Annotated in this window: 29 protein-coding genes; 18 read left to right on the top strand and 11 right to left on the bottom strand. The window is 71.1% G+C overall.

The window, feature by feature from the left end; all coding sequences use genetic code 11:
- Window positions 1–93: 93 nt before the first annotated feature.
- Entirely contained in the window at window positions 94–1521 is a 1428-nt protein-coding gene (locus OHS17_RS18685) for a choice-of-anchor A family protein (RefSeq protein ID WP_330313091.1), read from the bottom strand.
- Between the two features lie 191 nt (window positions 1522–1712).
- Here OHS17_RS18685 and OHS17_RS18690 point away from each other — a divergent pair, with 191 nt between their 5' ends.
- The 7 genes from OHS17_RS18690 to OHS17_RS18720 all read left to right on the top strand — a co-directional run bounded on the left by OHS17_RS18690 (window position 1713) and on the right by OHS17_RS18720 (window position 6474).
- Window positions 1713–2441 (top strand): hypothetical protein, encoded by a 729-nt coding sequence (locus tag OHS17_RS18690; protein WP_330313092.1) that lies wholly within the window; start codon window positions 1713–1715, stop codon window positions 2439–2441.
- Complete coding sequence (locus OHS17_RS18695; RefSeq protein ID WP_330313093.1) at window positions 2438–3112, top strand: DUF4166 domain-containing protein; 675 nt, start codon at window positions 2438–2440, stop codon at window positions 3110–3112. Before OHS17_RS18690 ends, OHS17_RS18695 begins: the two co-directional genes overlap by 4 nt.
- On the top strand, window positions 3109–3831 hold the full coding sequence (locus tag OHS17_RS18700) for a TetR/AcrR family transcriptional regulator (protein WP_330313094.1): 723 nt from the start codon (window positions 3109–3111) through the stop codon (window positions 3829–3831). Before OHS17_RS18695 ends, OHS17_RS18700 begins: the two co-directional genes overlap by 4 nt.
- A complete protein-coding gene (locus tag OHS17_RS18705; protein WP_330313095.1) occupies window positions 3828–4829 on the top strand; it encodes an endonuclease/exonuclease/phosphatase family protein in 1002 nt (333 codons plus the stop codon). Before OHS17_RS18700 ends, OHS17_RS18705 begins: the two co-directional genes overlap by 4 nt.
- 86 nt (window positions 4830–4915) lie before the next feature.
- The gene (locus tag OHS17_RS18710) at window positions 4916–5611 is read left to right on the top strand and encodes a VOC family protein (RefSeq protein WP_330313096.1); all 696 of its coding nucleotides are present in this window, start codon (window positions 4916–4918) and stop codon (window positions 5609–5611) included.
- A complete protein-coding gene (locus tag OHS17_RS18715; protein ID WP_330313097.1) occupies window positions 5608–6000 on the top strand; it encodes a VOC family protein in 393 nt (130 codons plus the stop codon). The genes OHS17_RS18710 and OHS17_RS18715 overlap by 4 nt, the downstream gene beginning before the upstream one ends.
- A 123-nt stretch (window positions 6001–6123) precedes the next feature.
- Window positions 6124–6474: a hypothetical protein gene (locus OHS17_RS18720; protein ID WP_330313098.1), complete on the top strand. Its 351-nt coding sequence runs from the start codon at window positions 6124–6126 to the stop codon at window positions 6472–6474.
- A 52-nt stretch (window positions 6475–6526) separates the two neighbouring features.
- On the opposite strand, the gene OHS17_RS18725 is transcribed toward OHS17_RS18720, so the two are convergent.
- On the bottom strand, window positions 6527–7180 hold the full coding sequence (locus OHS17_RS18725) for a DNA-binding response regulator (protein WP_330313099.1): 654 nt from the start codon (window positions 7178–7180) through the stop codon (window positions 6527–6529).
- 78 nt (window positions 7181–7258) lie between these two features.
- On the opposite strand from OHS17_RS18725, the gene OHS17_RS18730 reads away from it, so the two are divergent.
- Complete coding sequence (locus tag OHS17_RS18730) at window positions 7259–8101, top strand: oxidoreductase (RefSeq protein ID WP_330313100.1); 843 nt, start codon at window positions 7259–7261, stop codon at window positions 8099–8101.
- Window positions 8102–8172: 71 nt separating this feature from the next.
- On the opposite strand, the gene OHS17_RS18735 is transcribed toward OHS17_RS18730, so the two are convergent.
- The 3 genes from OHS17_RS18735 to catA all read right to left on the bottom strand — a co-directional run bounded on the left by OHS17_RS18735 (window position 8173) and on the right by catA (window position 9375).
- A complete protein-coding gene (locus OHS17_RS18735; RefSeq protein ID WP_330313101.1) occupies window positions 8173–8364 on the bottom strand; it encodes a hypothetical protein in 192 nt (63 codons plus the stop codon).
- A gap of 107 nt (window positions 8365–8471) precedes the next feature.
- On the bottom strand, window positions 8472–8621 hold the full coding sequence (locus OHS17_RS18740) for a hypothetical protein (protein ID WP_330313102.1): 150 nt from the start codon (window positions 8619–8621) through the stop codon (window positions 8472–8474).
- Between the two features lie 103 nt (window positions 8622–8724).
- Window positions 8725–9375, bottom strand: a complete 651-nt coding sequence (gene catA / locus OHS17_RS18745) for a type A chloramphenicol O-acetyltransferase (protein ID WP_330313103.1) — start codon at window positions 9373–9375, stop codon at window positions 8725–8727.
- Window positions 9376–9469: 94 nt separating this feature from the next.
- Here catA and OHS17_RS18750 point away from each other — a divergent pair, with 94 nt between their 5' ends.
- Complete coding sequence (locus tag OHS17_RS18750) at window positions 9470–10264, top strand: carboxymuconolactone decarboxylase family protein (protein ID WP_330313104.1); 795 nt, start codon at window positions 9470–9472, stop codon at window positions 10262–10264.
- A gap of 153 nt (window positions 10265–10417) precedes the next feature.
- The gene (locus OHS17_RS18755; protein ID WP_330313105.1) at window positions 10418–11086 is read left to right on the top strand and encodes a hypothetical protein; all 669 of its coding nucleotides are present in this window, start codon (window positions 10418–10420) and stop codon (window positions 11084–11086) included.
- Window positions 11087–11141: 55 nt separating this feature from the next.
- On the opposite strand, the gene OHS17_RS18760 is transcribed toward OHS17_RS18755, so the two are convergent.
- Window positions 11142–11381, bottom strand: a complete 240-nt coding sequence (locus tag OHS17_RS18760) for a DUF397 domain-containing protein (RefSeq protein WP_330313106.1) — start codon at window positions 11379–11381, stop codon at window positions 11142–11144.
- Window positions 11371–12153 (bottom strand): helix-turn-helix domain-containing protein, encoded by a 783-nt coding sequence (locus OHS17_RS18765; RefSeq protein WP_330313107.1) that lies wholly within the window; start codon window positions 12151–12153, stop codon window positions 11371–11373. Before OHS17_RS18765 ends, OHS17_RS18760 begins: the two co-directional genes overlap by 11 nt.
- A 144-nt stretch (window positions 12154–12297) precedes the next feature.
- On the opposite strand from OHS17_RS18765, the gene OHS17_RS18770 reads away from it, so the two are divergent.
- The 4 genes from OHS17_RS18770 to OHS17_RS18785 all read left to right on the top strand — a co-directional run bounded on the left by OHS17_RS18770 (window position 12298) and on the right by OHS17_RS18785 (window position 15543).
- A complete protein-coding gene (locus OHS17_RS18770) occupies window positions 12298–12696 on the top strand; it encodes a hypothetical protein (protein WP_161211674.1) in 399 nt (132 codons plus the stop codon).
- Between the two features lie 209 nt (window positions 12697–12905).
- Window positions 12906–13766, top strand: coding sequence for a hypothetical protein (locus tag OHS17_RS18775; RefSeq protein WP_330313108.1), 861 nt, complete (start codon window positions 12906–12908; stop codon window positions 13764–13766).
- A gap of 482 nt (window positions 13767–14248) precedes the next feature.
- Window positions 14249–14911: a TetR/AcrR family transcriptional regulator gene (locus tag OHS17_RS18780; RefSeq protein WP_330313109.1), complete on the top strand. Its 663-nt coding sequence runs from the start codon at window positions 14249–14251 to the stop codon at window positions 14909–14911.
- A 44-nt stretch (window positions 14912–14955) separates the two neighbouring features.
- Entirely contained in the window at window positions 14956–15543 is a 588-nt protein-coding gene (locus OHS17_RS18785) for a helix-turn-helix domain-containing protein (protein WP_330315291.1), read from the top strand.
- 13 nt (window positions 15544–15556) lie between these two features.
- Here the strand turns inward: OHS17_RS18785 and OHS17_RS18790 are convergent, their stop codons facing one another.
- Window positions 15557–16126, bottom strand: a complete 570-nt coding sequence (locus OHS17_RS18790; protein WP_330313110.1) for a hypothetical protein — start codon at window positions 16124–16126, stop codon at window positions 15557–15559.
- A gap of 112 nt (window positions 16127–16238) precedes the next feature.
- Between OHS17_RS18790 and OHS17_RS18795 the strand changes: the two genes are divergently transcribed.
- Window positions 16239–16505, top strand: coding sequence for a type II toxin-antitoxin system Phd/YefM family antitoxin (locus OHS17_RS18795; protein ID WP_330313111.1), 267 nt, complete (start codon window positions 16239–16241; stop codon window positions 16503–16505).
- Window positions 16502–16756, top strand: a complete 255-nt coding sequence (locus tag OHS17_RS18800) for a Txe/YoeB family addiction module toxin (RefSeq protein ID WP_330313112.1) — start codon at window positions 16502–16504, stop codon at window positions 16754–16756. Before OHS17_RS18795 ends, OHS17_RS18800 begins: the two co-directional genes overlap by 4 nt.
- On the opposite strand, the gene OHS17_RS18805 is transcribed toward OHS17_RS18800, so the two are convergent.
- Window positions 16728–17501 (bottom strand): GDSL-type esterase/lipase family protein, encoded by a 774-nt coding sequence (locus tag OHS17_RS18805; RefSeq protein WP_330315292.1) that lies wholly within the window; start codon window positions 17499–17501, stop codon window positions 16728–16730. The genes OHS17_RS18800 and OHS17_RS18805 overlap by 29 nt on opposite strands.
- Before the next feature lie 7 nt (window positions 17502–17508).
- On the opposite strand from OHS17_RS18805, the gene OHS17_RS18810 reads away from it, so the two are divergent.
- Window positions 17509–18501, top strand: a complete 993-nt coding sequence (locus tag OHS17_RS18810) for a WD40 repeat domain-containing protein (protein ID WP_330313113.1) — start codon at window positions 17509–17511, stop codon at window positions 18499–18501.
- Window positions 18502–18507: 6 nt separating this feature from the next.
- Here the strand turns inward: OHS17_RS18810 and OHS17_RS18815 are convergent, their stop codons facing one another.
- Window positions 18508–18903, bottom strand: a complete 396-nt coding sequence (locus OHS17_RS18815; RefSeq protein WP_330313114.1) for a PPOX class F420-dependent oxidoreductase — start codon at window positions 18901–18903, stop codon at window positions 18508–18510.
- Between the two features lie 82 nt (window positions 18904–18985).
- Here OHS17_RS18815 and OHS17_RS18820 point away from each other — a divergent pair, with 82 nt between their 5' ends.
- The gene (locus OHS17_RS18820) at window positions 18986–19483 is read left to right on the top strand and encodes a GNAT family N-acetyltransferase (RefSeq protein WP_330313115.1); all 498 of its coding nucleotides are present in this window, start codon (window positions 18986–18988) and stop codon (window positions 19481–19483) included.
- A gap of 55 nt (window positions 19484–19538) precedes the next feature.
- Here the strand turns inward: OHS17_RS18820 and serC are convergent, their stop codons facing one another.
- The gene (gene serC, locus OHS17_RS18825; RefSeq protein ID WP_330313116.1) at window positions 19539–20657 is read right to left on the bottom strand and encodes a phosphoserine transaminase; all 1119 of its coding nucleotides are present in this window, start codon (window positions 20655–20657) and stop codon (window positions 19539–19541) included.
- Window positions 20658–20717 lie beyond the last annotated feature (60 nt).

Here is a 20717-nt window from a genome sequence, read left to right on the forward strand (position 1 = left end):
GACTGCGGGCGAACGTAGCTGTCGCGCCGGGCAGGCCGCAAGTAGTCGTATTGGAAGAGCAAAAACATCGCAGAAACACGCATATTCAGTACGTCAGTGCCTCGGCCTGCGCCTGCGGCCCAGCAGGAAGATTCCCGCCGTCGCCAGCGCGAAAGCGCCGCCCGCCGCGTAGAGAGTGGTGGCCGTCCCCGTGTCGGCCAGCCCGCCGTGCGGCGGGCGGTGGTCGCGGCCGCCGTGCGGCGGGTGGTGGTGGTGGCCGCTGTGGTCCGGGTGGGGTGTTGTGGGGCAGCTTTCCGTCGGCGAGGGGCCGGGGAACGACATCGTCGGGGTGGGTGCGGGCATGGAGTCCGTCGGGCTCGGGGTGGGCATGGAGTCCGTCGGGCTCGGGGTGGGTGTCGGCGTGGAGTCCGTCGGGCTCGGGGACGGGGAGGGTCCCGTACCGGCGCAGTCGATGTCGGCGGCGAACGGGAACTGGTGGATCTCGCCCGCGTCCACCGAGGTGCCGCCGTCGCCGAGTGGTCCGGCCGTGAGCTCCCGTACGACGATCGTGCCCTCGATGTTGGACGGGTCGAGGTCCGTGAGGTGGGCGCGGGGCGCGTAGATCGTGCCCTCCAGCGAGTCGCCGTCCGCGATGGTGATGTCGGTGGCGTCGGGGAAGTTCCACAGCATGTACGGGGCCTGGTCGCCGGAGACGCCCGCGAGGTTCGGGATGTGCCAGACGTACGTGCTGTCCGTGCCGGTCGTGTCGATGTCCACCACGAACGGGGTGGTCGCGTCCGGCTGGTTGTCGAAGGTGAGCTCGGACAGGTTGTTCAGCTGCTCGCCGGTCAGCCGGAGCACGTTCGTCTCGCCCTCGGTGAGGGTGATGTGCGCGCTCGTGCCGGCGGGGAAGCCCGTCTGGTCGGGCAGCGGGGTGCCGGAGGCGTCGCGCAGGACGACGTTGGTGGCGCAGGTGGCGATGGCGTCCGAGCGGTTGCGGAAGGTCGCGAAGAGCGCGTCCAGATCCGGCAGGCCCGTCGTGTCGGTGACGGACTCGACCGGCTGGTGGACCGTTTCCTGTACGCGGGGCGTCGAGTCGTACCCGGCGCCTGCGGCGACGATGTGGGTGTTCACCTCGGCGCCGTTGGAGTCCTCGTCCAGGACCGTCGAGCCGGTCGGGTCGCCGACCTTTACGTAGCCGCCGCTGAGGACCTGGAGCACGCCCTGCGGCGAGCTGGCCGCATGATCGATTCTGCCGCCGACCAGCAGGGCGGTCGGGCGGTCGTCGCCGGGCGCGGTGAACGTGCCCGGGGTCTGCAGCGCGACGTTGTACCCCGGCCCGTAGGTGAGGTTCCCTCCGATGGCGACCGACCCCTCGGTCTCCGTACTGCCCAGGACGGCGTCGTCCTGGACGAGCACCCCGAATCCGCTGTCCCCGGCCAGCGGGTTGCCGGAGTAGTCGGCCGCGGCGGGGGCGGCGGGGACGGCGGCGGCCAGGCACAGGAGGCAGGCCGTCGTGGCGAGGGCAGAGGTCCGTTTCATGCCCGGGAACGTAAGTCCGTGCTTCCGGCGGCCCCCGGGCGGCAGGGCCGTGGGCCACCCGCACGCACGCGCCCGCGTCCCTCCACTGGCGGCACCCGCACCGCCACTTGAGCAGTCGCTCAAACTCCTCTACTGTCTGCGTCATCGCGATTTGAGCGACTGCTCAATCGACCCGAGGGGGGTAGGGGATCGTGAGCGACGGCCTGTACATCGAGGCGCGGATCGGGGTTGACCTGGACCTTGTCTGGGAACGCACGCAGGATCCGGCCCAGCATCAGCGCTGGGATCTGCGGTTCACGCGGATCGCGTACCTGCCGGGCGCGGAGGGGGAGCCACAGCGCTTCACGTACGGCGTACGGGTGCTGCCCGGGTTCTTCGTCTCCGGCACCGGGATCTCCGCCGGGGAGCGCCACCGCCCGGACGGGACGCGGACGTCGGCTCTCCGGTTCGCCTGTGCGCATCCGCTGTCGTTCCTGACGGAGGGCCGGGGCTACTGGCGTTACGTGCCCTGCGCGGAGGGCGGTCTCCGCTTCCTCACGGGGTACGACTACGCGCCGCGCTGGGGCAGGCTCGCGGACCGCCTGCTCTTCCGGCCGCTGATGGGCTGGGCGACCGCCTGGTCGTTCGACCGGCTGCGGCTGTGGTGCGAGCGCGGGATCACCCCGGAGCGGGCGCTGTGGCGGTCCCTGGGGGAGGTGGCGGCCCGGCTGCTCGTCGTGGCCGCCGCGGCCTGGGCCGCGCCGCTCGCCGCCGTGCCGGTGCTCGTCGCCGCCGTGCCGGTCCTGCTCGCCGCCCTCCTGCTGCCGCCGCTGCCCGGCACCCCGGCCGCCCGCCGCTGTCTGCGCCGCCCGCCGGGGCGCGGGCCCGCCAGCGCCACCGCCACCCCGCCCGCCCTGCTCGACCGTTTGGAGCACCCGTGAACTCGATCTTCCGGCAGGCTCTGGGGGCCGACTTCGACCGCCTCCACCCCCGCATCCGGCGCCGCTTCTCCGTCGGCCTGGACAGCGGCGAGTCCTGTACGGGGCGCGGGGTGATGGACCGCGTCTGGCACGGCGGTCCGTGGGTGCGGCCGTTCCTCGCGCTGGGCGGCACGCGCAACATCCTGGTCCCGCGCACCGGCCGCAACATCCCCTTCACCATCGAGAACGTGCCCTTCACGGACTCCTTCGGCCGCGAAACGGTCACCTTCGTGCGGACGTTCGCCTTCCCGGACGGGCCCCGGCGCTTCGACGCGACGATGGTCCACAGCCCGGAACGCGGGTGCGTGGTGGACTACCTGGGCACGCACCAGCACCTCGCGACCGACCTGCACCTCACCGTGGACAGCGCGGGCGCCCTCGTCATCCGCTCCGGCGAACACCGCTTCCGCGAGGGCCCGGTGGACGTACGGGTGCCGCAGCTGATCGGGGGCGACGCGGTGGTCCGCGAGTCGTACGACGAGGCGGCGGGCCGCTTCCGCATCCAGGTCCGCGTCACCAACCGCCGCTTCGGCCCCCTCTTCGGCTACGAGGGCTCGTTCACGGCGGAGTACGCACCGGCGCGCGGGATACGGCAGGATCTGCGTCCGGTACGCGAGGAGGTACGGGCATGAGCGAGGCGGTTGCCGGGAAGAGCGAGGCGTCCGCGGCGAGGAGCAGCGGTTCCGGGGCCAGGGGCACCACGAAGGACACCGCGACGGACACCCGTACCAAGCTCCTCACCGGCGCCCTCGCCACGCTCACCGAGCAGGGCATCGCGAAGACCTCCGCGCGGAGCATCGCCGCGACCGCCGGGGTCAACCAGGCCCTCGTCTTCTACCACTTCGGCACCGTCGACGACCTGCTCGCCGCCGCCTGCCGCTACGGCGCCGAACAGCGCCTCGCCACCTACCGGGAACGCCTGGACGCGGTCCGCTCGCTGGGCGAACTCCTCGCCGTGGCCCGCGAGCTGAACGCCTCCGAGCGCGCGGGCGGCCAGGTTGCCGTGCTGGGCCAGCTGCTCGCCGGAGGCCAGACGCAACCGCGCCTCGCGGCGGCCACGGCGGCCGGCCTCACCCTCTGGACCGACGAGATCGAGCGGGTCCTCACCCGCGTCCTGGCGGGCACACCGCTCGCCGAGTTCGTGGACGTGACGGGCCTGGCGAAGGCGGCCTCGGCGGCGTTCGTCGGCCTGGAACTGTACGAGGGCGTCGACCCGTCCGGTGCCGAACAGGCCCTGGCATCCCTGGACCAACTCGCCGCCCTGGCCGCCGCGCTGGAGGGCCTGGGCCCGGTCGCCCAGCGAGCGGTACGGTCCCGGCTGCGCAGGTCGGGGCAGCGGGGGAAGGCATGAGCGTGCGGTGGGGGGACGCCGTCCGGTGGCGCGTCCGGGAGCGGGTCGCCGAGGCCCCCGCCCGCCGCCCCGGCCCCTGGCGGCGCGGCAGGGTCCTCGCGGCCCTCTCCGCCCTCGCCGCGCTCCTCCTCGTCGCCCCCGGCCTCGTCCCCAACACCCCCGGCCGCCTCGGCAGCCTCCTGGAATCGCTCCTGCCCTGGCTCGGGCTCGCCGTCGTGCCCCTGCTGGCCCTCGCCCTGCTGCGCCGGTCGGCGCTCGCGGCGGCGGCCGTGGTCCTGCCTGTGGTGGCGTGGGCGTACGCGTTCGGCGGGCTGCTGCTTCCGGCGGCGGACCCGGGCCCGCGTGACCTGGTCGTGGTGCAGCACAACGTCAGCGACGTGAACGCGGACCCGGCGGGCACGGCCCGCACGCTGGCGGCCCAGGGCGCCGATCTGATCGCCCTGGAGGAACTGGTCCCGGAGGCGTTGCCCGCGTACGAGACCGAACTCGCCGCCCGCTACCCGTTCCACGAGGTCCGGGGCACGGTCGGGATCTGGTCGCGGCATCCCCTCACCGGCACCCGGACGGTGGATATCAAGCCGGAGTCCGTTCCGGAGCCGTGGAGCCGGGGCCTGCGCACGGTCGCCCGCACCCCGCTCGGCGAGGTCGCGGTGTACGTGGCGCACCTGCCGTCCTTCCGGCTCGGAGCGGGCGGCCTCGGCACCGCCCGCCGCGACGAGAGCGCCCGGCTGCTGGGCCGGGCGCTGGACGCGGAGACCACGGGCCCGGTGATCGTGCTCGGCGACCTCAACGCCACGGTGGACGACCGGGGGATCGACCCCCTGACGTCCCGGCTGAACGTCTCGGAGCGCGGGTTCGCGTTCAGCTTCCCGGCGTCCTTCCCGCTGGCGAGGATCGACCAGGTGATGGCCAGGGAGGCGACGGTGGGCCGGGTCCGCTCGCTCCCGGAGACCGGCAGCGACCACCTGCCGGTGACGGCGCGGGTGACGCTGGACTGAGGGCGCCCCGGAAATCCGGATGCCCTTCCCGTACGCCGTCCCTAGTATGCGCGGGCGCACGCCAACGGATCGGAGACGTACGACAGATGACGCCCCACCTTTCAGCGATCGGCTTCCACGCCACCGACCCGCCGGACCTGGCCCGCTTCTGGGCGGGGCTCCTGCGCTGGGAGCGGTCCGGTGACGGCACGGTCGTCGTTCCCCCGGACGGCAAGGGCTACGCGCTCCGCTTCACCGAGAGCCAGGCGCCCAAGACCCGGCAGAACCAGGCCCACTTCGACCTGACGAGCGCGACCCCGGAGGCCCAGCGGGAGACGGTGGCCCGGGCGCTGGAACTCGGCGCCCGGCACATCGACATCGGCCAGACCCCGGAGGAGGGCCACATCGTCCTCGCCGACCCGGACGGCAACGAGTTCTGCGTGATCGAGGCCGGCAACAAGTTCCTGGCGGACACCGGGGTGATCGGCGCGGTCGCCTGCGACGGCACCCAGGCGGTCGGCTACTTCTGGAGCGCGGCCCTGGACTGGCCGCTGGTCTGGGACCAGGACGAGGAGACGGCGGTCCAGTCCCCGGAGGGCGGCACGAAGCTCACCTGGGGCGGCCCGCCGGTCAACGCGAAGCCGGACGTGAACCGCCTGTACTTCGAGCTGACGCTCCCGCCGGGCGCGGACGGGGAGACGGAGGCCGCCCGCCTCATCGAACTGGGTGCGCGACGTGGGCCGGACGGGGTGTTCCTGGACCCGGACGGCAACGAATTCACCCTACGGAAGGCGGCGGAATGACCAGCAGGTTCACCGAGTTGAGCGTCGACTGCCACGACCCGGAGCGCCTGGCCGCGTTCTGGTGCGAGGTCCTGGGCTTCACGGTCCTCGACCGTACGGAGCACATGGTCGAGATCAGCTCCTGGGACCCGACGGCGGAGGACATCCGGGCCCGGCAGATGCCGCCGACGATCTACTTCCAGCGGGTCCCGGACACCAAGGCGGTCAAGAACCGCCTCCACCTGGACGTGAGCCCGATCGACTGCTCCACGGAGGCCGAGGTCACCCGCCTCCTCGCCCTGGGCGCCACCCGCGTGGACATCGGCCAGGGCGAGGACCGCAGCTGGGTGGTCCTGGCGGACCCGGAGGGCAACGAGTTCTGCGTGGTACGCACGCTGGCACCGCAGTAACGCACCTGTAACGGGCCTTCCCTAGCTTCCGATCGCGCGCCGGTTCGCGGCAACCCCCATGCGAACCGGCTTAGTTCGGAGAGCGCGGTCACCCTTCGCGCCCAACTGCAAAGGAACACCCTCATGTTGCGACACAACGTCATGCGCGGAGCCCTGGTCGCCGCCACCCTGGCCGGCCTCACCGCCTTCGGCTCGGGCGCGGCGACCGCGGCGACGGCCGCGGCCACCCCGTGCCACCTCGACGGGTACGTCTGCATGACCACGAACGACATCTACGAGCCGACGGTGTACGTCGCCGACGGGAGCGACTACACGTTCCTGCGGCCCACCGAGGTCACCACCCTCTCCAACGACACGTCGAAGCTGTACTGCGTCGCCGCCGAGTACAACTTCACCCTGTCCCCGGGCCAGACCATCACGGTGACGCACACGATCACCTCGATGGGACCGACCACCGCGGGCTGCCTCTCCTGACCCCCGCCCCCGGCACCCCCTCCGCGCTCCGGCGCGAGGGGGCGCCCCGGGTTCAGTGCCCGCCGCCCCCCGGCAGCCCCAGCTTCCCCGCCCGCAGCCCCGCCTGGAACCGGGACGCGGCCTGCAACGTCACCATCAGCTCCGCCACGCGGCGGCGGTACGTGCGGAGGGAGAGGCCGAGGTGGCGGGCGGCCGAGTCGTCGGTGCGGCCCGTGCTGAGGGCTTCCAGGATCTGGCGGGAGTCCGGGGTCAGCTGCGGGGTGTCCGTGGCGAGGTACGCGTCGTAGTCCGCCGCCTGGTTCCACATCGCGTCGAACAGCGAATGCACCCCGTCGATCATGGTCTTCGCGGTGGTGACCGAGTACTCGCGACCGGTGGGCGCCTCGCGGCCGGCCAGGATCATGACCCGGCGGTCGATGATGATCGTCTCGTGCGGGAGCTCCGCGTCGGTGATGCGGACCTGCGCGCCGGCGCCCAGCACCAGCCGCAGGTGCTCGCGGGTCGCCTCGTCCGCCAGGGCCGCCGGGGTGAGCAGCTTCCGGGTCGTGAAGCCGGGGCCCGGGGTCGTCCAGGTCTCCGGCCGGGGCCAGGTCGTCAGCGTACGAGCGGCGCACAGGAACTCGGTGCGGGCGGATTCGAGGAGGTGTCCGGCGCGTGTCAGCAGCTCCGCGTCGCCGTGGACCGAGAAGATCTGTTCGTTCCGCATACCGCCAGTCTGGCAGTACGGCTGGCAGCAACCTGCCACGCGCTGGGCCGTGCCCGGCCCTCCGGAGAGCATGAATCCATGACGACCACCACGTTCGCCCTCGGCGGCGACCTCACCGTCAACCGTCTCGGCTTCGGCGCGATGCGCCTGCCCATGAGCACGTTCGACGGCCCCACCCGCACCCCGGAGAACGGCATCGCGGTGCTCCGCCGGGCCATCGAGCTGGGCGTGAACCACATCGACACCGCCGCGTTCTACGCCCGGGGCGACGTCCGCGCCAACGACCTCATCCGGGAGGCGCTCGCCCCCTACCCCGACGACCTGGTCATCGCGACGAAGGTCGGCCCCCTGCCCGGCCCCGACGGCCACCCGAGCGTCCAGGCGACCCCCGACCAGCTGCGCGCCCTGGTCGAGGCGGACCTGACCGCCCTCGGCGTCGACCGGCTCGACGTCGTCAACCTCCGGGTGGGCGGCATGAGCGGCCCCGGCGGCGAGTCCGTCGCCGAACGCTTCGCCGCCCTGGCCGCCCTCCGCGAGGAGGGCCTGATCCGCCACCTCGGCGTCAGCAACATCGACGCCGCCCAGCTCGCGGAGGCCCGCGCCATCGCCCCCGTGGTCTGCGTCCAGAACCCGTACGCGGACGACCTGGCCCTCCTCGCGGAGTGCGAGGCCGCCGGCATCGCGTACGTCCCGTTCTTCCTCCTCGGCGGCGGCCGCACCCCCCTGGACACGACCCGCCTGGAAAAGGTCGCCACCCGCCTGGGCGCAACGACCACCCAGGTCCAGCTGGCCCTGCTCCTGGCCTCGTCCCCGTCCCTGCTCGCCATCCCCGGCACGGGCAACCTCGCCCACCTGGAGGAGAACATGGCCGCCCGCGACCTGGTCCTGACCGAGGAGGACGTGGCGGAGCTGCGGGGCTGACGCCCGGGGTCAGGCGAGCGCCCGCAGGGCCGCGGCGGACGAGACGAGACGGTTCCTGCCCAGGCGCTCGATCACGTCGGCGCCGTGCCCGGCGGATTCGTCCAGCTGTCGGCGATGCGCTGGATCTCTCCGTACACGATCACCTGGGCCTTGGCACGGATCGCCGCGGCCAGGACATGGCGGTCGTCCTTGTCCGGCAGTTCCAGTACGTCGATCAGCGGTTCGTACCCCTTGACCAGGCAGTCCCGTACGGCCGCCTTCATCAAACGCCGTGTCCTGCCGAGGGCATCGGGGGACAGATCCGGTCAGTTGGCCCGCAGGAGTGCCGTCGCTCGGCCGTGCATCTCGCTCGGCCCCGCCCGGCCCTGCCTCAGCGCATGGCGGCGTCCACGAAGTCGGCTCCGGCGGCGATGGCGAGGTCGGGGCCGAGGGCGGCGGCCGGGGTGTGGGCGCCGGGGCGGGCCTTGCCTGCGGCGAGGCCGAGGGCGGTCTCTGCGGCTACGGCGGAGGTGAAGTCCATGGCGTCCCCGGCCCGCAGCCAGCCTTCGCGGACGGTTCCGTCGGGCCAGGTGATGACGGCGTGGCCCCAGGTGTGGGGGCGCGGGCGCCGGGCCCCCTTGGTCCTACAGCCAGTCCGGCTCCGCGACCAGCGTCTCCAGCTCGTTCACCAGTCGCGCCGCATGGAACCCGTCCGCCGCCGCGTGGTGCACCTGCACCGCCAGGGGGAGGAGGACGCGGTCGTCGCGTGACACGTACCGGCCCAGGGTGAAGATCGGGGCCAAGTGGTCGTAGCCGTCGCGGATGTTGAGGTTGAAGCCGGTGAAGGCGCGCCACGGGAGGCTGGAGACGTCGAACGAGTTCGGTGGGGGCGGGCCCTGGGGGAAGAACTCCGTCGCGTCCGCGTGCTTCGACAGCAGGGGGGCCGCCGCGTCGTGGAAGGTGCCGAAGTCCGCGTCGTACGGCGACCACACGCACGCGAACGTCTCCCGGTCCGCGTTGAACACCGTGAACGCCGGGTGCACCACCGGCCACACCGCCGGGTCGCCCGACTCCGTCAGGCACAGGCGGAACTCCTCGTGGCGGTTGACCACCGTGGCCAGCGCCCACACCTGCGCCAGGTACGACTTGCGCGGCGAGCGCCGCAGCGCGGCCGTGAGCGCGGTGACGTCGACCTCCACCGTCATCGAGTACGTGCACGGCACCCGCCGCCGGTAATGTGCGAAGTGCTCCCGGCGCGGCCAGGTGTCCAGATCGATCGGGTTCGGCTCGTCCATCCGGGCATCATCGCAGTCGCCCCCGCCCCCGCCCCACCGGTTTTCGCAGGGCGCGCTTGCGTTGGAGCGCACTCGAACTCCTACCGTCATCCGCATGAGCACCGAACAGCAGAACGACCGGTACGAGCGCGGATACGCGGCCCTCAGCGAGGTCGCGAACGGCGCCCAGGACGCCGTCATCGACGGCCTCGCCGACATCGCCCCGCACATGGGCCGCTACATCGTGGAGTTCGGCTTCGGCGACATCTACACGCGCCCCGGACTCACCCGCCGTCAGCGCCAGTTGAGCACCGTCGCCGCCCTCGCCGCGATGGGCAACGCCGCGCCCCAGCTCCGCTTCCACATCGGCGGCGCGCTCAACGTCGGCTGCACGCGGCAGGAGATCGTGGAGGTGCTGATCCACGTCTGCGTGTACGCCGGTTTCCCCGCCGCCCTCAACGGCCTCACCGCCGCCCGCGAGGTCTTCGAGTCCCGCCCCGACGACGCCCCGTTCGTCCCCGTCCCCGACACCCCGGGCGGCGACCGGCTCGCACGCGGTCAGCAGGCCCTCGCCGACATCGACGGGCACGCGGGCCAGCAGGTCATCGACTCCCTCAAGGACATCGCGCCCGACCTCGCCCGCTACGTGCTGGAATTCTCGTTCGGCGACATCTACTCCCGTACCGGCCTCGACCTCCCGACCCGCGAACTCGTCACCGTCGCCCTGTGCACCGCCCTCGGCACGGTCGGCCCGCAGCTCCGCGTGCACCTCCACGGCCTGCTCAACGTGGGCGGCACGCGTGAGGAGGCCGTGGAGGTCATCACGCAGATGGCCGGTTACGCCGGTTTCCCGGCCGCGCTGAACGGGCTCGCCGCCGCGCGCGAGGTGTTCGCGGCGCGGGACGAGTGACGCCTGCATGGAAACGCCCGGCTACGGAAACAACCCGTACATCGAGTCGCACAACGTCTCCGAGACCAACGCCACTTACTGACCGGGGGTCATCGCATGCGCTCTAAGGTTCTGGCAGCTACTGCTGGATCAGCCATCGTTGTCGGAGCCTTGGTGACGTTACTGGTGGTTCAGGCCCACGGGGACGATCATCAGTCGGCTCGATCCTCGGTGACCATCTCCCACGGCGATCAGCTGCTGCCCAGTGACACACTCACGGATTGGGTCACCTACGGTGATCACCTCGTGGTCGCGACGGTGACCGGTCAGCGTGAACTCGCCCCGACGCCGGAAGAGACCGAGGCGGGCGAGGGCTACATCCCGCGGGTGATCAGTCTCCGGATCGACAAGGTGCTGTGGTCGCGGAACGAAGCGTCGAACGCGCCGTCAACCTTCGAGACGGACATCGACGGTTGGCAGTTCCACGGTGACCGGCGCGACGCCGTCCGCATGGAGGGCGAACCCATGCTGGAGGTAGGCAAGCAGTACGTTCTGCCCATCCTCTACTTCAGCAAGACCAAGACGGTGCAGAATGCCGGCTGGTCGACGCTGAGCCCGAATTCCATCATTCCCTACCAGGACGGAATCCTGGGCGAGGGCGACGTCATCCCGAGTGTGCGGCAGGCGGACGGCGACACCAAGCCGGCCGACGCACGGGGGCCGTTCTTCGGCAAGGAGCCCGGAGAACTGGTCTCAGCGCTCAAGTCGACGCCACCTGATCCCGCTGTCGCGGACGCGATGAAGCTGCCTCCCGACGAGCGCGCCAAGCGCGCCCACAAGTGAGAGGGCAACGGCCCCGGACCATCATGGGCCGGGGCGCGGGGCGCGGGGCGCCGCGTTACGCGGCGGTGTGGCGGATGAACGTGTCCCAGGCGCCGGGGGAGAGGGCGAGGGCCGGGACGGTGATGTCCTTGGAGTCGCGGACGTGGACGGTGTGGGGGCAGGTGGCGACCTCTACGCAGTCACCGCCGTTCTGGCCGCTGTAGCTGCTCTTGGACCAGGAGAGGGCGACCTCGATGCAGTTACCGCTGTCCGGGCCGCTGTAGCTGCTCTTGAACCACTCAAGGTCAGTGCTCATAGTCCTTCACCATCTGCTTGATCCACTCGCGCGACTCTTCAGGGCTAAGAGCCTGGGCTCGCAGCATGCCATACGTGGCGAACAAGTCTGCCAAGTGCGGTTGTTCGCTTACAAGGAAGTTCCGGCTCTGGACCTCCAAGTACGCCAGTCGCCGCCGGTCTTCGGTTTCCAGGAGGACGAAGGGGCCACTCAGGCCGACATGTGTCTCCCTGTGGGGCGACATCAGCTGAATGTGCACATGCCGCAGCTGGCTGACCTCGAGGATGTGCTGAAGCTGTGCGCGGTGCACGTCCCGTCCGCCGATGGGACGTGCGAGCGCGCTTACTTCCAGGACGAAGCTGATGTCCGGCAGCGGCTTGCGAGTCAGCAGGGCTTGTCGCGCGAGGCGAGCGACGACCCTGCCCTCGATCTCGTCGTCCTCGATGGGCGGGCAGGCCCCACGGAACATGGCTCGCGCGTGGTCCTCTGTCTGTAGGAGACCGGGCACGACATGGCACTCGTACTCGTGCCTCATCATGGCTTTGGCTTCCTCTTCGGCGAATGGGCCGAACCAGGTGGCCAGGTGGCTGAACTTCAGCTTCAACGCCGCAGCGATCAGCGCACCGTTCGCCCCCGTCGCCGAGTCCGCCTTTGGGACGAAGCTCCCCTTCGGTGGTCTGTGTCCCCTCTCCACCATCGCCACTTGCGACTTGGAGAAGCCGATCCTGAGCCCCAATGCTTCCTGGGACAGGGTGGCCTGCTCGCGGCAGTGCCGTAACAGCGCACCGAACATCTCAGCGGTTCCGTCGCCAGTACTACTGGAGTGCACAGCCCCACCTCCGAGTTCACAACGGTGCACAGACTCCCTGTGCCTCTGGTCACGTTAAGTGCGGACGCCGACGCTTACCGTATGGAACCGAAAAATTCACCGACCCTGGTGCCCAGCTGGATCCCCGTCAGCGGTCACGCCCTGCGGCACGCGGGCATTCACTTCGACGCGGTGCGGATCTCGGGCGTACTTGGCGAGCAAGTCTCGTACGAGATCATGCAGTTCACGGACTTTCAGGCAGGCCCGATCATCCGTTCGCACATCGGGATGCGGAGCATGTACTTCCTGGTCGAGCCCGGCACGGCGAGTGCGTACCGCTGGCCGGCGGGCGTGGACGCGCTCGTGCGGAAGGGTTCGGACTTCGTGGGCGTGCCCGCGCTACGCGGGCTGACGTATCCGCTGGACTGGCGTTCGGAGCCGACCGCCGAGGATCCGTTCGTGGATACAGCACTTCTGTTCGAGCTGGTAACCAAGGTGGTGTCGGACGGAATCTCTGCTGTACGGTGACGGCGTCGTTACGCTCCGTGCGCATCGCGCACGGGGCGGCCCTCGGGGGGTGCAGCAACACCCGGGGCCGAGGGCCTTCACCCCTGATGGATTCACGAGGTCCACCGAAGATGCTTTGGCATGCTATCTCGCCCTCCCGCGCCTATGTGAAGGCCGCGCACGATGTCGTACGTCATTCGAATCTGAGCAGCGATGCAAAGGTTCTGATCATGTATGTGCAGGGTTTGCCCGAGTCCCGCGCGAGCGAGGCGCTGAGCGATCACGCGAAGAGGATCGGGATCAAGGGCCGTGCGTACCAGCGGGCCAAGTCCCAGCTGAAGGAAGCCGGTTACGTCCACGAGTGGCGGTGGCAGGGCCAGGGTGGGCTGTGGATGACGGATCAGCTGTTCTCCAACGTGCCGCTCACGGACGAGGAGGCGCGGGGGCTCAGGGGCGCGAAGGCGCAGGCCGAACCGGCTGATCGGTCACCGGCGGGCGGTCGGGCGGGTACTCGGACGGTCGGCGCTTCCCAACCAGAGGTTGAAGGACAACGGGAGAAGAACACCCCCCACCCACCCACCGAAGCGCCTGCGGCCGAGGCGGCGGAGGCGGCGCCGGAGCCGGGAGCGGCGGCCGATCCGGAAGTCGCGGAGGCGGAACGCGTGTTGCTCTCGCTGCGGCACGCGAACCCGCAACTGCACCTCGGCGTACGCGAGGCGCGCGGCCTGTCCGGGATGGCGGCGGACTGGCTGCGACGGGGCGTGAGGGCGTCGGAGCTGCGGCAGGCGCTGGTGAACTCCCTCCCGGCGGAAGGAGTGCGGTCGGCCTACGGCTTCGTACGCCACCGCCTCGTCCACAAGCTGCCGGAGGCACCCGCCCCCGTGGCGCCGGTGGCGACGGTCAGGCCGCACGTGACGTGCGAGGGGGAGGGGCCGGAGCACGTCTTCCGGCCCAGGGCGGACGAGACCTTGTGCGGCCCCTGCGCCCAGCAGGCGGCCGAGGAGGCCCACTTCGCGAAGTACCCACCGCGCCCGCAGCCCTGGCGGGAACGGGTCGCGACGATCCTGGCCGTGGACGCCGCAGCCACGTGAGGCGTACGCCCGTCGGCGGGGTCAGCGGATGTCCCGGCGGGTGAACCTCCAGACGGCGGCGGCGACCGCGGGCAGCGGGTAGACGGTGATGCCCGCGAAGGCCTGCACCGTCGTGGTCCCCTCGCGCATGGCGTGGCAGGCCGTGGCGCCGAGGCAACTCGCAGGCGTCTATGACCTTTGTCCGCATCCCGGCCTCGCCGGGGAATTCCGAGGGGCGCACGGGTCCCTTTCGAGGCGGGGGACCGAACTCTCTCTTTGCGCAGGCAAGTCGGCCTGTGGCAGGGCGAGTTCATTCAATCACCGGGAACCGCCCCGCCGGGTGGTCGAATCGAATATCTGTCGGAGGTGTGGGGCGCATGCTCCCGTTCCGGGGAACGGCACTGCTGTTCGGGCCGCTTATGGGCGTGGTGGGGGGCGAGATGGGTGCAGTACGGTGATTGTGTCGTTACGCTCCGTATGCCTGGACGGACTGAGGAGGACCCGTGGTGGATACCGTGGTGGAGCTTTGGGACGGCGTACGAGCGGTGCGCGACCCCGCGCGGGTGCGCGCGCAACTCATGGCGGCCGGGCGGACGTTGTTCGCGGTGTACGGCTACGCGCACACGTCTGTCGAGGATCTGTGCGCGGAGGCGCAGGTGGAGGTCCGGGACTTCCACCGCGAGTTCGCCTCGCGCGAGGCGCTGCTCACCGACCTGTACGACGAGGTCGCGATGACCGGGATGCAGGCCGCGCAGGCGGAGCTGGCGGCGGAGGGCATGGAGACCTGTCCGACCGAGGAGCGGGTCCGCAGGCTCTTCGAGGCGTATGTCCGGGCCGTGACGCGGGACCCGCAGGCGGCCCGGGTCGCCTTCGTGGAGGTGCTGGGCGTGAGCCGGGCGATGGAGGAGCACCTCTCGATGTGGCGCGCTGTGTGGGTGGAGTTCCTGACGGCGGAGTCCGAGCGGGCCCGGACGCGGGGGCACGGCGTGGACGGCGACCTCGCGGTGGTGGTGAAGGTGCTGACGCGGTCCGTGGACGAGCTGCTGGCGCACCACGGGCGGCGGCCCCGGCAGGTGCCGCCGGAGTGGCTGACCAGTGAGTTCACGCGGCTGTCGATGGCGATGATCGGTCCGGCGGAACCGGGCTCCCCGGGCGCCACCGGTTGACAAGGTGCCTTGCCGGGTCGGCAAATGGAACCATGGCAGACCCGATGGGTGACGAGGACCTGGCCGCCGTCCTGACGGGCGTCGGCCCCCGCCTCCGCGCGCTGCGCACCGAGCGCGGGACGACGCTGACGCAGCTGAGCGAGACGACAGGCATCTCGCTCAGCACGCTCTCCCGCCTGGAGTCGGGCGGCCGCAAACCCACGCTCGAACTGCTGCTGCCCCTGGCGAAGGCGTACGGCGTCCAGCTGGACGAACTGGTCGGCGCGCCGGACACGGGCGATCCCCGCGTCACCTTCCGCCCCTTCAAGCGCCACGGGATGACCTTCGTCCCGCTCACCCGGCATCTCGGCGGCGTCAACGCGTACAAGCAGGTCATGCCGGGGGCGACGGGCCCGTCCGGCCCGGTCGAGCAACGGGTGCACGAGGGCTACGAGTGGCTGTACGTCCTGTCGGGGCGGCTGCGGCTGGTCCTGGGGGACCACGACCTGGTCCTGACGGCGGGCGAGGCGGCCGAGTTCGACACCCATACGCCGCACTGGTGGGGGGCGGCGGGACCGGACCCGGTGGAGTTCCTGAGCCTGTTCGGACCGCAGGGCGAGCGGATGCACGTACGGGCGAAGCCTTCGGGGTGACGGGGCCGCCGTGTCACAGGAACTCCGGAGCCGTCCCGGTGCGGCCCGCGGACGCCGACGCGGAGGCGAGGACGAGGAAGCTGCTGGACGCCAGGAGCACGGCGGGGATGGCGCTGAAGATCCGGAGTTGTCCCTTCAGCGCCTCGAAGTACGCGGGCTCGGTCAGCTCCACTCTGACGCTGTGCTGAGGGTTCGCGGTCCTGTCCCAGTAGGTGTAGTAGTAGCCCGACGCGTCTGCTTTCGTGTCCTGGGCCGTGCCGGCGCCGGTCGCGACGCCGAGCGCGGCCAGGCAGATGGCGCCCGCGTAGGCGAACTTGAGGGCGCGTGGCAGCAGCAGGACGTAACTGCCGAGCCGCCCGGCATTGCGGGAGCCCATCAGCTGGGCCGCCGCTCCACTGATGAGGCTGCAGATCATCGCGACGAAGAAGGCCGGGAACATCGCGAGGCACAGTCCGATGACGAGCCACTCCGGCACGGTGTACGCACCGGGCAGCCAGGTCGAGGCCATGCACAGGAGATCGGCCCCGCACAGCACCGACACCACCCAGAAGAGCCCCCTGTAGCCGCCCCGCAGCTCCTCCATGCCGGATTCCTTCCTCGCCCGCGAACAACGGGTCCCCGACGCGGGGACCTCTTGCCGAGGGTGCCGAGAGTGGTACGTTATCGAGTACCACTCTTGAAGGGAAGGCTGAGCCATGTCCATAACCGCGAGTGAAGCCCGCAAGGCTCTCTTTCCGCTGATCAAGAAGGTCAACGACGATCACGAGGCCATCGAGATCGTCTCCAAGCACGGCAATGCCGTGCTCGTCTCCGCCGATGACTACGCGGCTCTGCGTGAGGGCTCGTACCTGCTGCGTTCTCCGGCGAATGCGCGACGGCTGCTCAAGGCCTACGAGAACGCACTGGCTCACGTCGACGTGTCGGAGCGTGAGCTGATCGATCCGGCTGAGGGTGCCGAGTGAGGCTTGTCTTCGAGGACCAGGGCTGGGAGGACTACACGTCCTGGCTCAAGAACGACCGCAAGATGCTCGCGCGGATCAACAAGCTCATCGAGGACGTCAAGCGCGACCCGTTCACGGGCATCGGCAAGCCGGAGCCGTTGAAGTACCACTTGCCCGGAGCGTGGTCGCGCCGCATCGATGACGAGCACCGGCTCGTCTACCTGGTCACGGCCGAGGAAATCGTCATCCTCGCGGCCCGCTACCACTACTGACTGCGAAGGCGGCCGTCGCCGCGTATCGGCCGCCCACGCCCCACGCCTCGTGCATCGCGTCCGCGAAGGCCGCTGCCAGGTGGTGTTCGCCCGTGGGGTTCGGGTGGGTGCCGTCGTACGTGGAGGTGTGGATGTCGTACGCCGGGGGGTGGGAGGCCAGGAGGAGGGGGGATTGCGGGGTGGACGCGTCCGCCACCGTCTTCGCCAGCGCTTCGTTGAAGTGCGCGCACTCCGCCGCGAACGGGGCGTCCGTCTCCGCCCGGACGTTCGGGATCACGGGGAGCAGCACCACGCGGATGCGCGGGTTCGCCTCGCGGGCCGCCGTCAGGAACGCGGCGGCGTTCTCCGCCGTCTGCGCGCTGTCCGTGTAGAAGCCGAGGTCTATCAGGCCGAGGGAGACCAGCAGCACGTCCGGCCGGTGCGCGGTCACCGCGTCCGCGATCAGCGGGGCCATGTGGAGCCAGCCCTCGCCCCAGCCCGAGAGGTGGCGGCGCGCGGCGGGCGGGAAGTCGTCGGCGGCGTACGCGGAGGACGAGGCCGTGCCCGTATCGGCGTCGTACAGGGCCGTGCGCGGGCCCACCAGCTCGTGCGGGCCGTCCGGTGCGGCCTCCAGGTGCTGCCACATGCGGTAGCGCCACGTGACGTCGCCGGCGCGCCCGATGGTCATGGAATCGCCGACACACATGAAACGCATGGCGCCATCATGGCGGATCTTGGCTACGCGCCGGTAGGTGACGATGGACACTTGTGCCATGCGTTCGTACCGAATGACGTCCTCCCTGGGCACCGCCGTCGTGCTTCTCGCCCTCGCCGCGGCCCCCGCGCTCGCCGACGACGGGCCCGACCGGAGCTTCACCATCGAGGACCCCCGGATCACCGAGTCCAGCGGGCTCGCCGCGAGCCGGCTCCACCCGGGGATCTACTGGACGCACAACGACAGCGACGACGGTCCGTACGTCTTCGCGGTCGATTCCCGTACGGGCAAGACCGTCGCGACGATCACCATGAAGGGCGTCGGCGCCCCCCGCGACGTCGAGGCCATCTCGATCGGGCCGGACGGGGACATCTACGTCGGCGACATCGGCGACAACCTCAACGGCAGCTGGGACCACGTCTGGATCTACCGCTTCCCCGAGCCGAAGACGCTCAAGGACGCGACCGTCCGGGCCACCCAGTACGACGTGAAGTACGCCGACGGGCCGCGCAACGCGGAGGCGCTGATGGTCCACCCGAAGACCGGGCGCGTCTACATCGCCTCGAAGAACGAGGACGGCGGCGGCCTCTACGAGGGGCCCGCGAAGCTCACCACCGGCGGCGACAACGTCTTCCGGCGGGTCGGGGAAGTGCCCTGGGTGACGGACGGCGCGTTCTCCCCGGACGGCAAGGAGCTCGTCCTGCGCTCCTACTTCAGCGCCCGGGGCTACGCCTTCGCGAACGGGCGGCTCGGCAAGGACTACGCCGTCGACGCGCCGCTCCTGCCGCAGTCCGAGTCCGTGACGTACACGGCGGACGGCTCCGCCCTGATGTACGGCTCCGAGGGCGAGCGGAGCAGTGTCGTGCGGGTGGACCTGAAGAAGACCGGGGACGGGGGCGGCGGCGGGTCCACGCACCGGGCCGGGGGGACGAAGGACACGGCCGATGGCGGGGACGGGGTGCCGGTTAAGGGCACCACGGTGACCGGCGGCGTCGTGGTCGGCGCGATCCTCCTGCTGCTCCTGCTGGGGCGGCGGCGCCGCAAGGGCTGAGCGCGCTCAGGGCTCCATCGGCCGGATCTCGTAGTGCAGCGTCCGGTCCCGCTTCAGCCTGTGGGTCAGCGGGACGAGGACCCCGTGCATCGCCGGGTACTTGCGGGACAGCATCCGCGACGCGTGCGTGTTCTCCTTCGAGCCCGCCGGGAGAAGGCGCGCGTGGGCCTCGATCTGCGGGCCCGTGGGGCGGCCGCGCACGGTGCACGGGCCGATCCGCACCACCGGGTGGTTGCGCATGCGCTCCACCTTCCACGCCGAGGAGAACGTCCGGATGTAGGCGTGGTCGCCCTCGACCGCGATGTTCACCGGGGTGTCGGCGTGCGTCCCGTCCTGCCGCCGCGTGCTCAGCAGGACCGCGTACTGCTTCACGAAGGGCTTGAGCTGCGGGACCGTATCCATACCTCCATGGTCCGCCGGTACGGGCCCGGGCTCATCCGGGCGCGGGGCGCCCCGCAGGGGTTTCGCGTAAGGTCCCCGGACCATGAGCCCCCGCACCCCCGAGCCCTTCGCCACGCCCCGCCTGGACGCCCTGCCCCTGCGGGTGGAGTACGCGGACGAGATGGCCGCCGTCCTGGCCGACCCGGCCCTGCACGCCTTCACGGGCGGCGAGCCGGAGACCGCCGAGGCCCTGCGCGCCCGCTACACCCGCCAGACGGCCGGCTCCCCGGACCCGGCCGAGCTGTGGTGGAACTGGGTGCTGCGCGCCGGGGACACCCTCGTGGGCTACGTACAGGCGACGGTACGCGGCGACCGCGCCGAGATCGCCTGGGTGGTGGGCGTCCCGTGGCAGGGCCGGGGATACGCCGGGGAAGCGGCCCGGGGCCTGGTCGCGCATCTGCGGGAGGTGGGCGTCACGACTGTCGTCGCCCACATCCACCCCGAACACGCGGCCTCGGCGGCGGTGGCCGCCGGGGCCGGTCTGGCCCGGACCGGCGAGTGGGAGGACGGGGAGGAGCGGTGGGGGCTGGGCGGGGCGTGAGCGTACGGCGAGGGCCCCGCACACCGGGTGTGCGGGGCCCTCGCCGACGTACGGGCTACAGCTTCTCGATCACGTAGTCGATGCAGGCCGTCAGGGCCTGGACGTCCGACGGGTCGATCGCGGGGAACATGGCCACGCGGAGCTGGTTGCGGCCGAGCTTGCGGTAGGGCTCGGTGTCGACGATGCCGTTGGCGCGGAGGGCCTTGGCGACGGCGGTGGCGTCGATCTCGTCCGCGAAGTCGATCGTGCCGATGACCTGGGAGCGCTTGGCCGGGTCGGTGACGAACGGGGTCGCGTACTTTGACTCCTCGGCCCAGCCGTAGAGGTGGCCGGAGGAGGCGGCGGTGCGGCCGGTCGTGAAGTCCAGGCCGCCCTGGGTGTTCATCCACGTCAGCTGCTCGTTCAGCAGGAAGAGCGTGGCGAGCGCCGGGGTGTTGTACGTCTGGTTCTTCAGCGAGTTGTCGATCGCCGTGGGCAGCGAGAAGAACTCCGGGATGTGCCGGCCCGAGGCGTGGACGCGGGCCGCGCGCTCCAGGGCGGCCGGGGAGAAGACGCCGATCCAGAGGCCGCCGTCGGAGGCGAAGGACTTCTGCGGGGCGAAGTAGTAGACGTCCGTCTCGGCGATGTCGACCGGGAGGCCGCCCGCGCCGGAGGTGGCGTCCACCAGGACGAGGGAGCCCTCGTCGGCGCCCGCGACGCGCTTGATGGGCGCGGCGACACCGGTGGAGGTCTCGTTGTGCGTGAAGGCGTAGACGTCGACGCCCGCCTCGGCCCGCGGGTCCGGGTGCGTGCCCGGGTCGGAGGCGATGACGGTCGGGTCCGCCAGCCACGGGGCCAGCTTGGCGGCCTTCGCGAACTTCGAGGAGAACTCACCGAAGTTGAGGTGCTGGGACTTGGACTCGATCAGACCGTGCGTCGCGATGTCCCAGAAGGCGGTGGAGCCGCCGTTGCCCAGGATCACCTCGTAACCCTCGGGGAGGGAGAAGAGGTCGCGTACGCCCTCGCGCACCGCGCCGACCAGGTTCTTCACCGGTGCCTGGCGGTGGGACGTACCGAGCAGAGACGTGCCGGTGGCGGCCAGCGCGTCGAGCGCCTCGGTCCGCACCTTGGAGGGACCGGCGCCGAAGCGCCCGTCTGCGGGCTTGATGTCAGCGGGAATCTGGATGTCGGCCACGAGTCGGAGCGTAACGCCTCGGTGCGGAGGCCACGCACCCTGTCCGTCGGATGAGACAGG

The organism is Streptomyces sp. NBC_00523 (assembly GCF_036346615.1).
GTDB lineage: Bacteria > Actinomycetota > Actinomycetes > Streptomycetales > Streptomycetaceae > Streptomyces.

Excerpts from the sequence above, each read along its gene's own strand:
- OHS17_RS18685 (WP_330313091.1), bottom strand. The coding sequence starts at position 1,521 with ATGAAACGGACCTCTGCCCTCGCCACGACGGCCTGCCTCCTGTGCCTG.
- OHS17_RS18700 (WP_330313094.1), top strand. The coding sequence starts at position 3,109 with ATGAGCGAGGCGGTTGCCGGGAAGAGCGAGGCGTCCGCGGCGAGGAGC.
- OHS17_RS18705 (WP_330313095.1), top strand. The coding sequence starts at position 3,828 with ATGAGCGTGCGGTGGGGGGACGCCGTCCGGTGGCGCGTCCGGGAGCGG.
- OHS17_RS18710 (WP_330313096.1), top strand. The coding sequence starts at position 4,916 with ATGACGCCCCACCTTTCAGCGATCGGCTTCCACGCCACCGACCCGCCG.
- OHS17_RS18715 (WP_330313097.1), top strand. The coding sequence starts at position 5,608 with ATGACCAGCAGGTTCACCGAGTTGAGCGTCGACTGCCACGACCCGGAG.
- OHS17_RS18720 (WP_330313098.1), top strand. The coding sequence starts at position 6,124 with ATGTTGCGACACAACGTCATGCGCGGAGCCCTGGTCGCCGCCACCCTG.
- OHS17_RS18725 (WP_330313099.1), bottom strand. The coding sequence starts at position 7,180 with ATGCGGAACGAACAGATCTTCTCGGTCCACGGCGACGCGGAGCTGCTG.
- OHS17_RS18730 (WP_330313100.1), top strand. The coding sequence starts at position 7,259 with ATGACGACCACCACGTTCGCCCTCGGCGGCGACCTCACCGTCAACCGT.
- OHS17_RS18735 (WP_330313101.1), bottom strand. The coding sequence starts at position 8,364 with ATGAAGGCGGCCGTACGGGACTGCCTGGTCAAGGGGTACGAACCGCTG.
- OHS17_RS18740 (WP_330313102.1), bottom strand. The coding sequence starts at position 8,621 with ATGGACTTCACCTCCGCCGTAGCCGCAGAGACCGCCCTCGGCCTCGCC.
- catA (WP_330313103.1), bottom strand. The coding sequence starts at position 9,375 with ATGGACGAGCCGAACCCGATCGATCTGGACACCTGGCCGCGCCGGGAG.
- OHS17_RS18750 (WP_330313104.1), top strand. The coding sequence starts at position 9,470 with ATGAGCACCGAACAGCAGAACGACCGGTACGAGCGCGGATACGCGGCC.
- OHS17_RS18760 (WP_330313106.1), bottom strand. The coding sequence starts at position 11,381 with ATGAGCACTGACCTTGAGTGGTTCAAGAGCAGCTACAGCGGCCCGGAC.
- OHS17_RS18765 (WP_330313107.1), bottom strand. The coding sequence starts at position 12,153 with ATGTTCGGTGCGCTGTTACGGCACTGCCGCGAGCAGGCCACCCTGTCC.
- OHS17_RS18775 (WP_330313108.1), top strand. The coding sequence starts at position 12,906 with ATGTATGTGCAGGGTTTGCCCGAGTCCCGCGCGAGCGAGGCGCTGAGC.
- OHS17_RS18785 (WP_330315291.1), top strand. The coding sequence starts at position 14,956 with ATGGGTGACGAGGACCTGGCCGCCGTCCTGACGGGCGTCGGCCCCCGC.
- OHS17_RS18790 (WP_330313110.1), bottom strand. The coding sequence starts at position 16,126 with ATGGAGGAGCTGCGGGGCGGCTACAGGGGGCTCTTCTGGGTGGTGTCG.
- OHS17_RS18795 (WP_330313111.1), top strand. The coding sequence starts at position 16,239 with ATGTCCATAACCGCGAGTGAAGCCCGCAAGGCTCTCTTTCCGCTGATC.
- OHS17_RS18810 (WP_330313113.1), top strand. The coding sequence starts at position 17,509 with ATGCGTTCGTACCGAATGACGTCCTCCCTGGGCACCGCCGTCGTGCTT.
- OHS17_RS18815 (WP_330313114.1), bottom strand. The coding sequence starts at position 18,903 with ATGGATACGGTCCCGCAGCTCAAGCCCTTCGTGAAGCAGTACGCGGTC.
- OHS17_RS18820 (WP_330313115.1), top strand. The coding sequence starts at position 18,986 with ATGAGCCCCCGCACCCCCGAGCCCTTCGCCACGCCCCGCCTGGACGCC.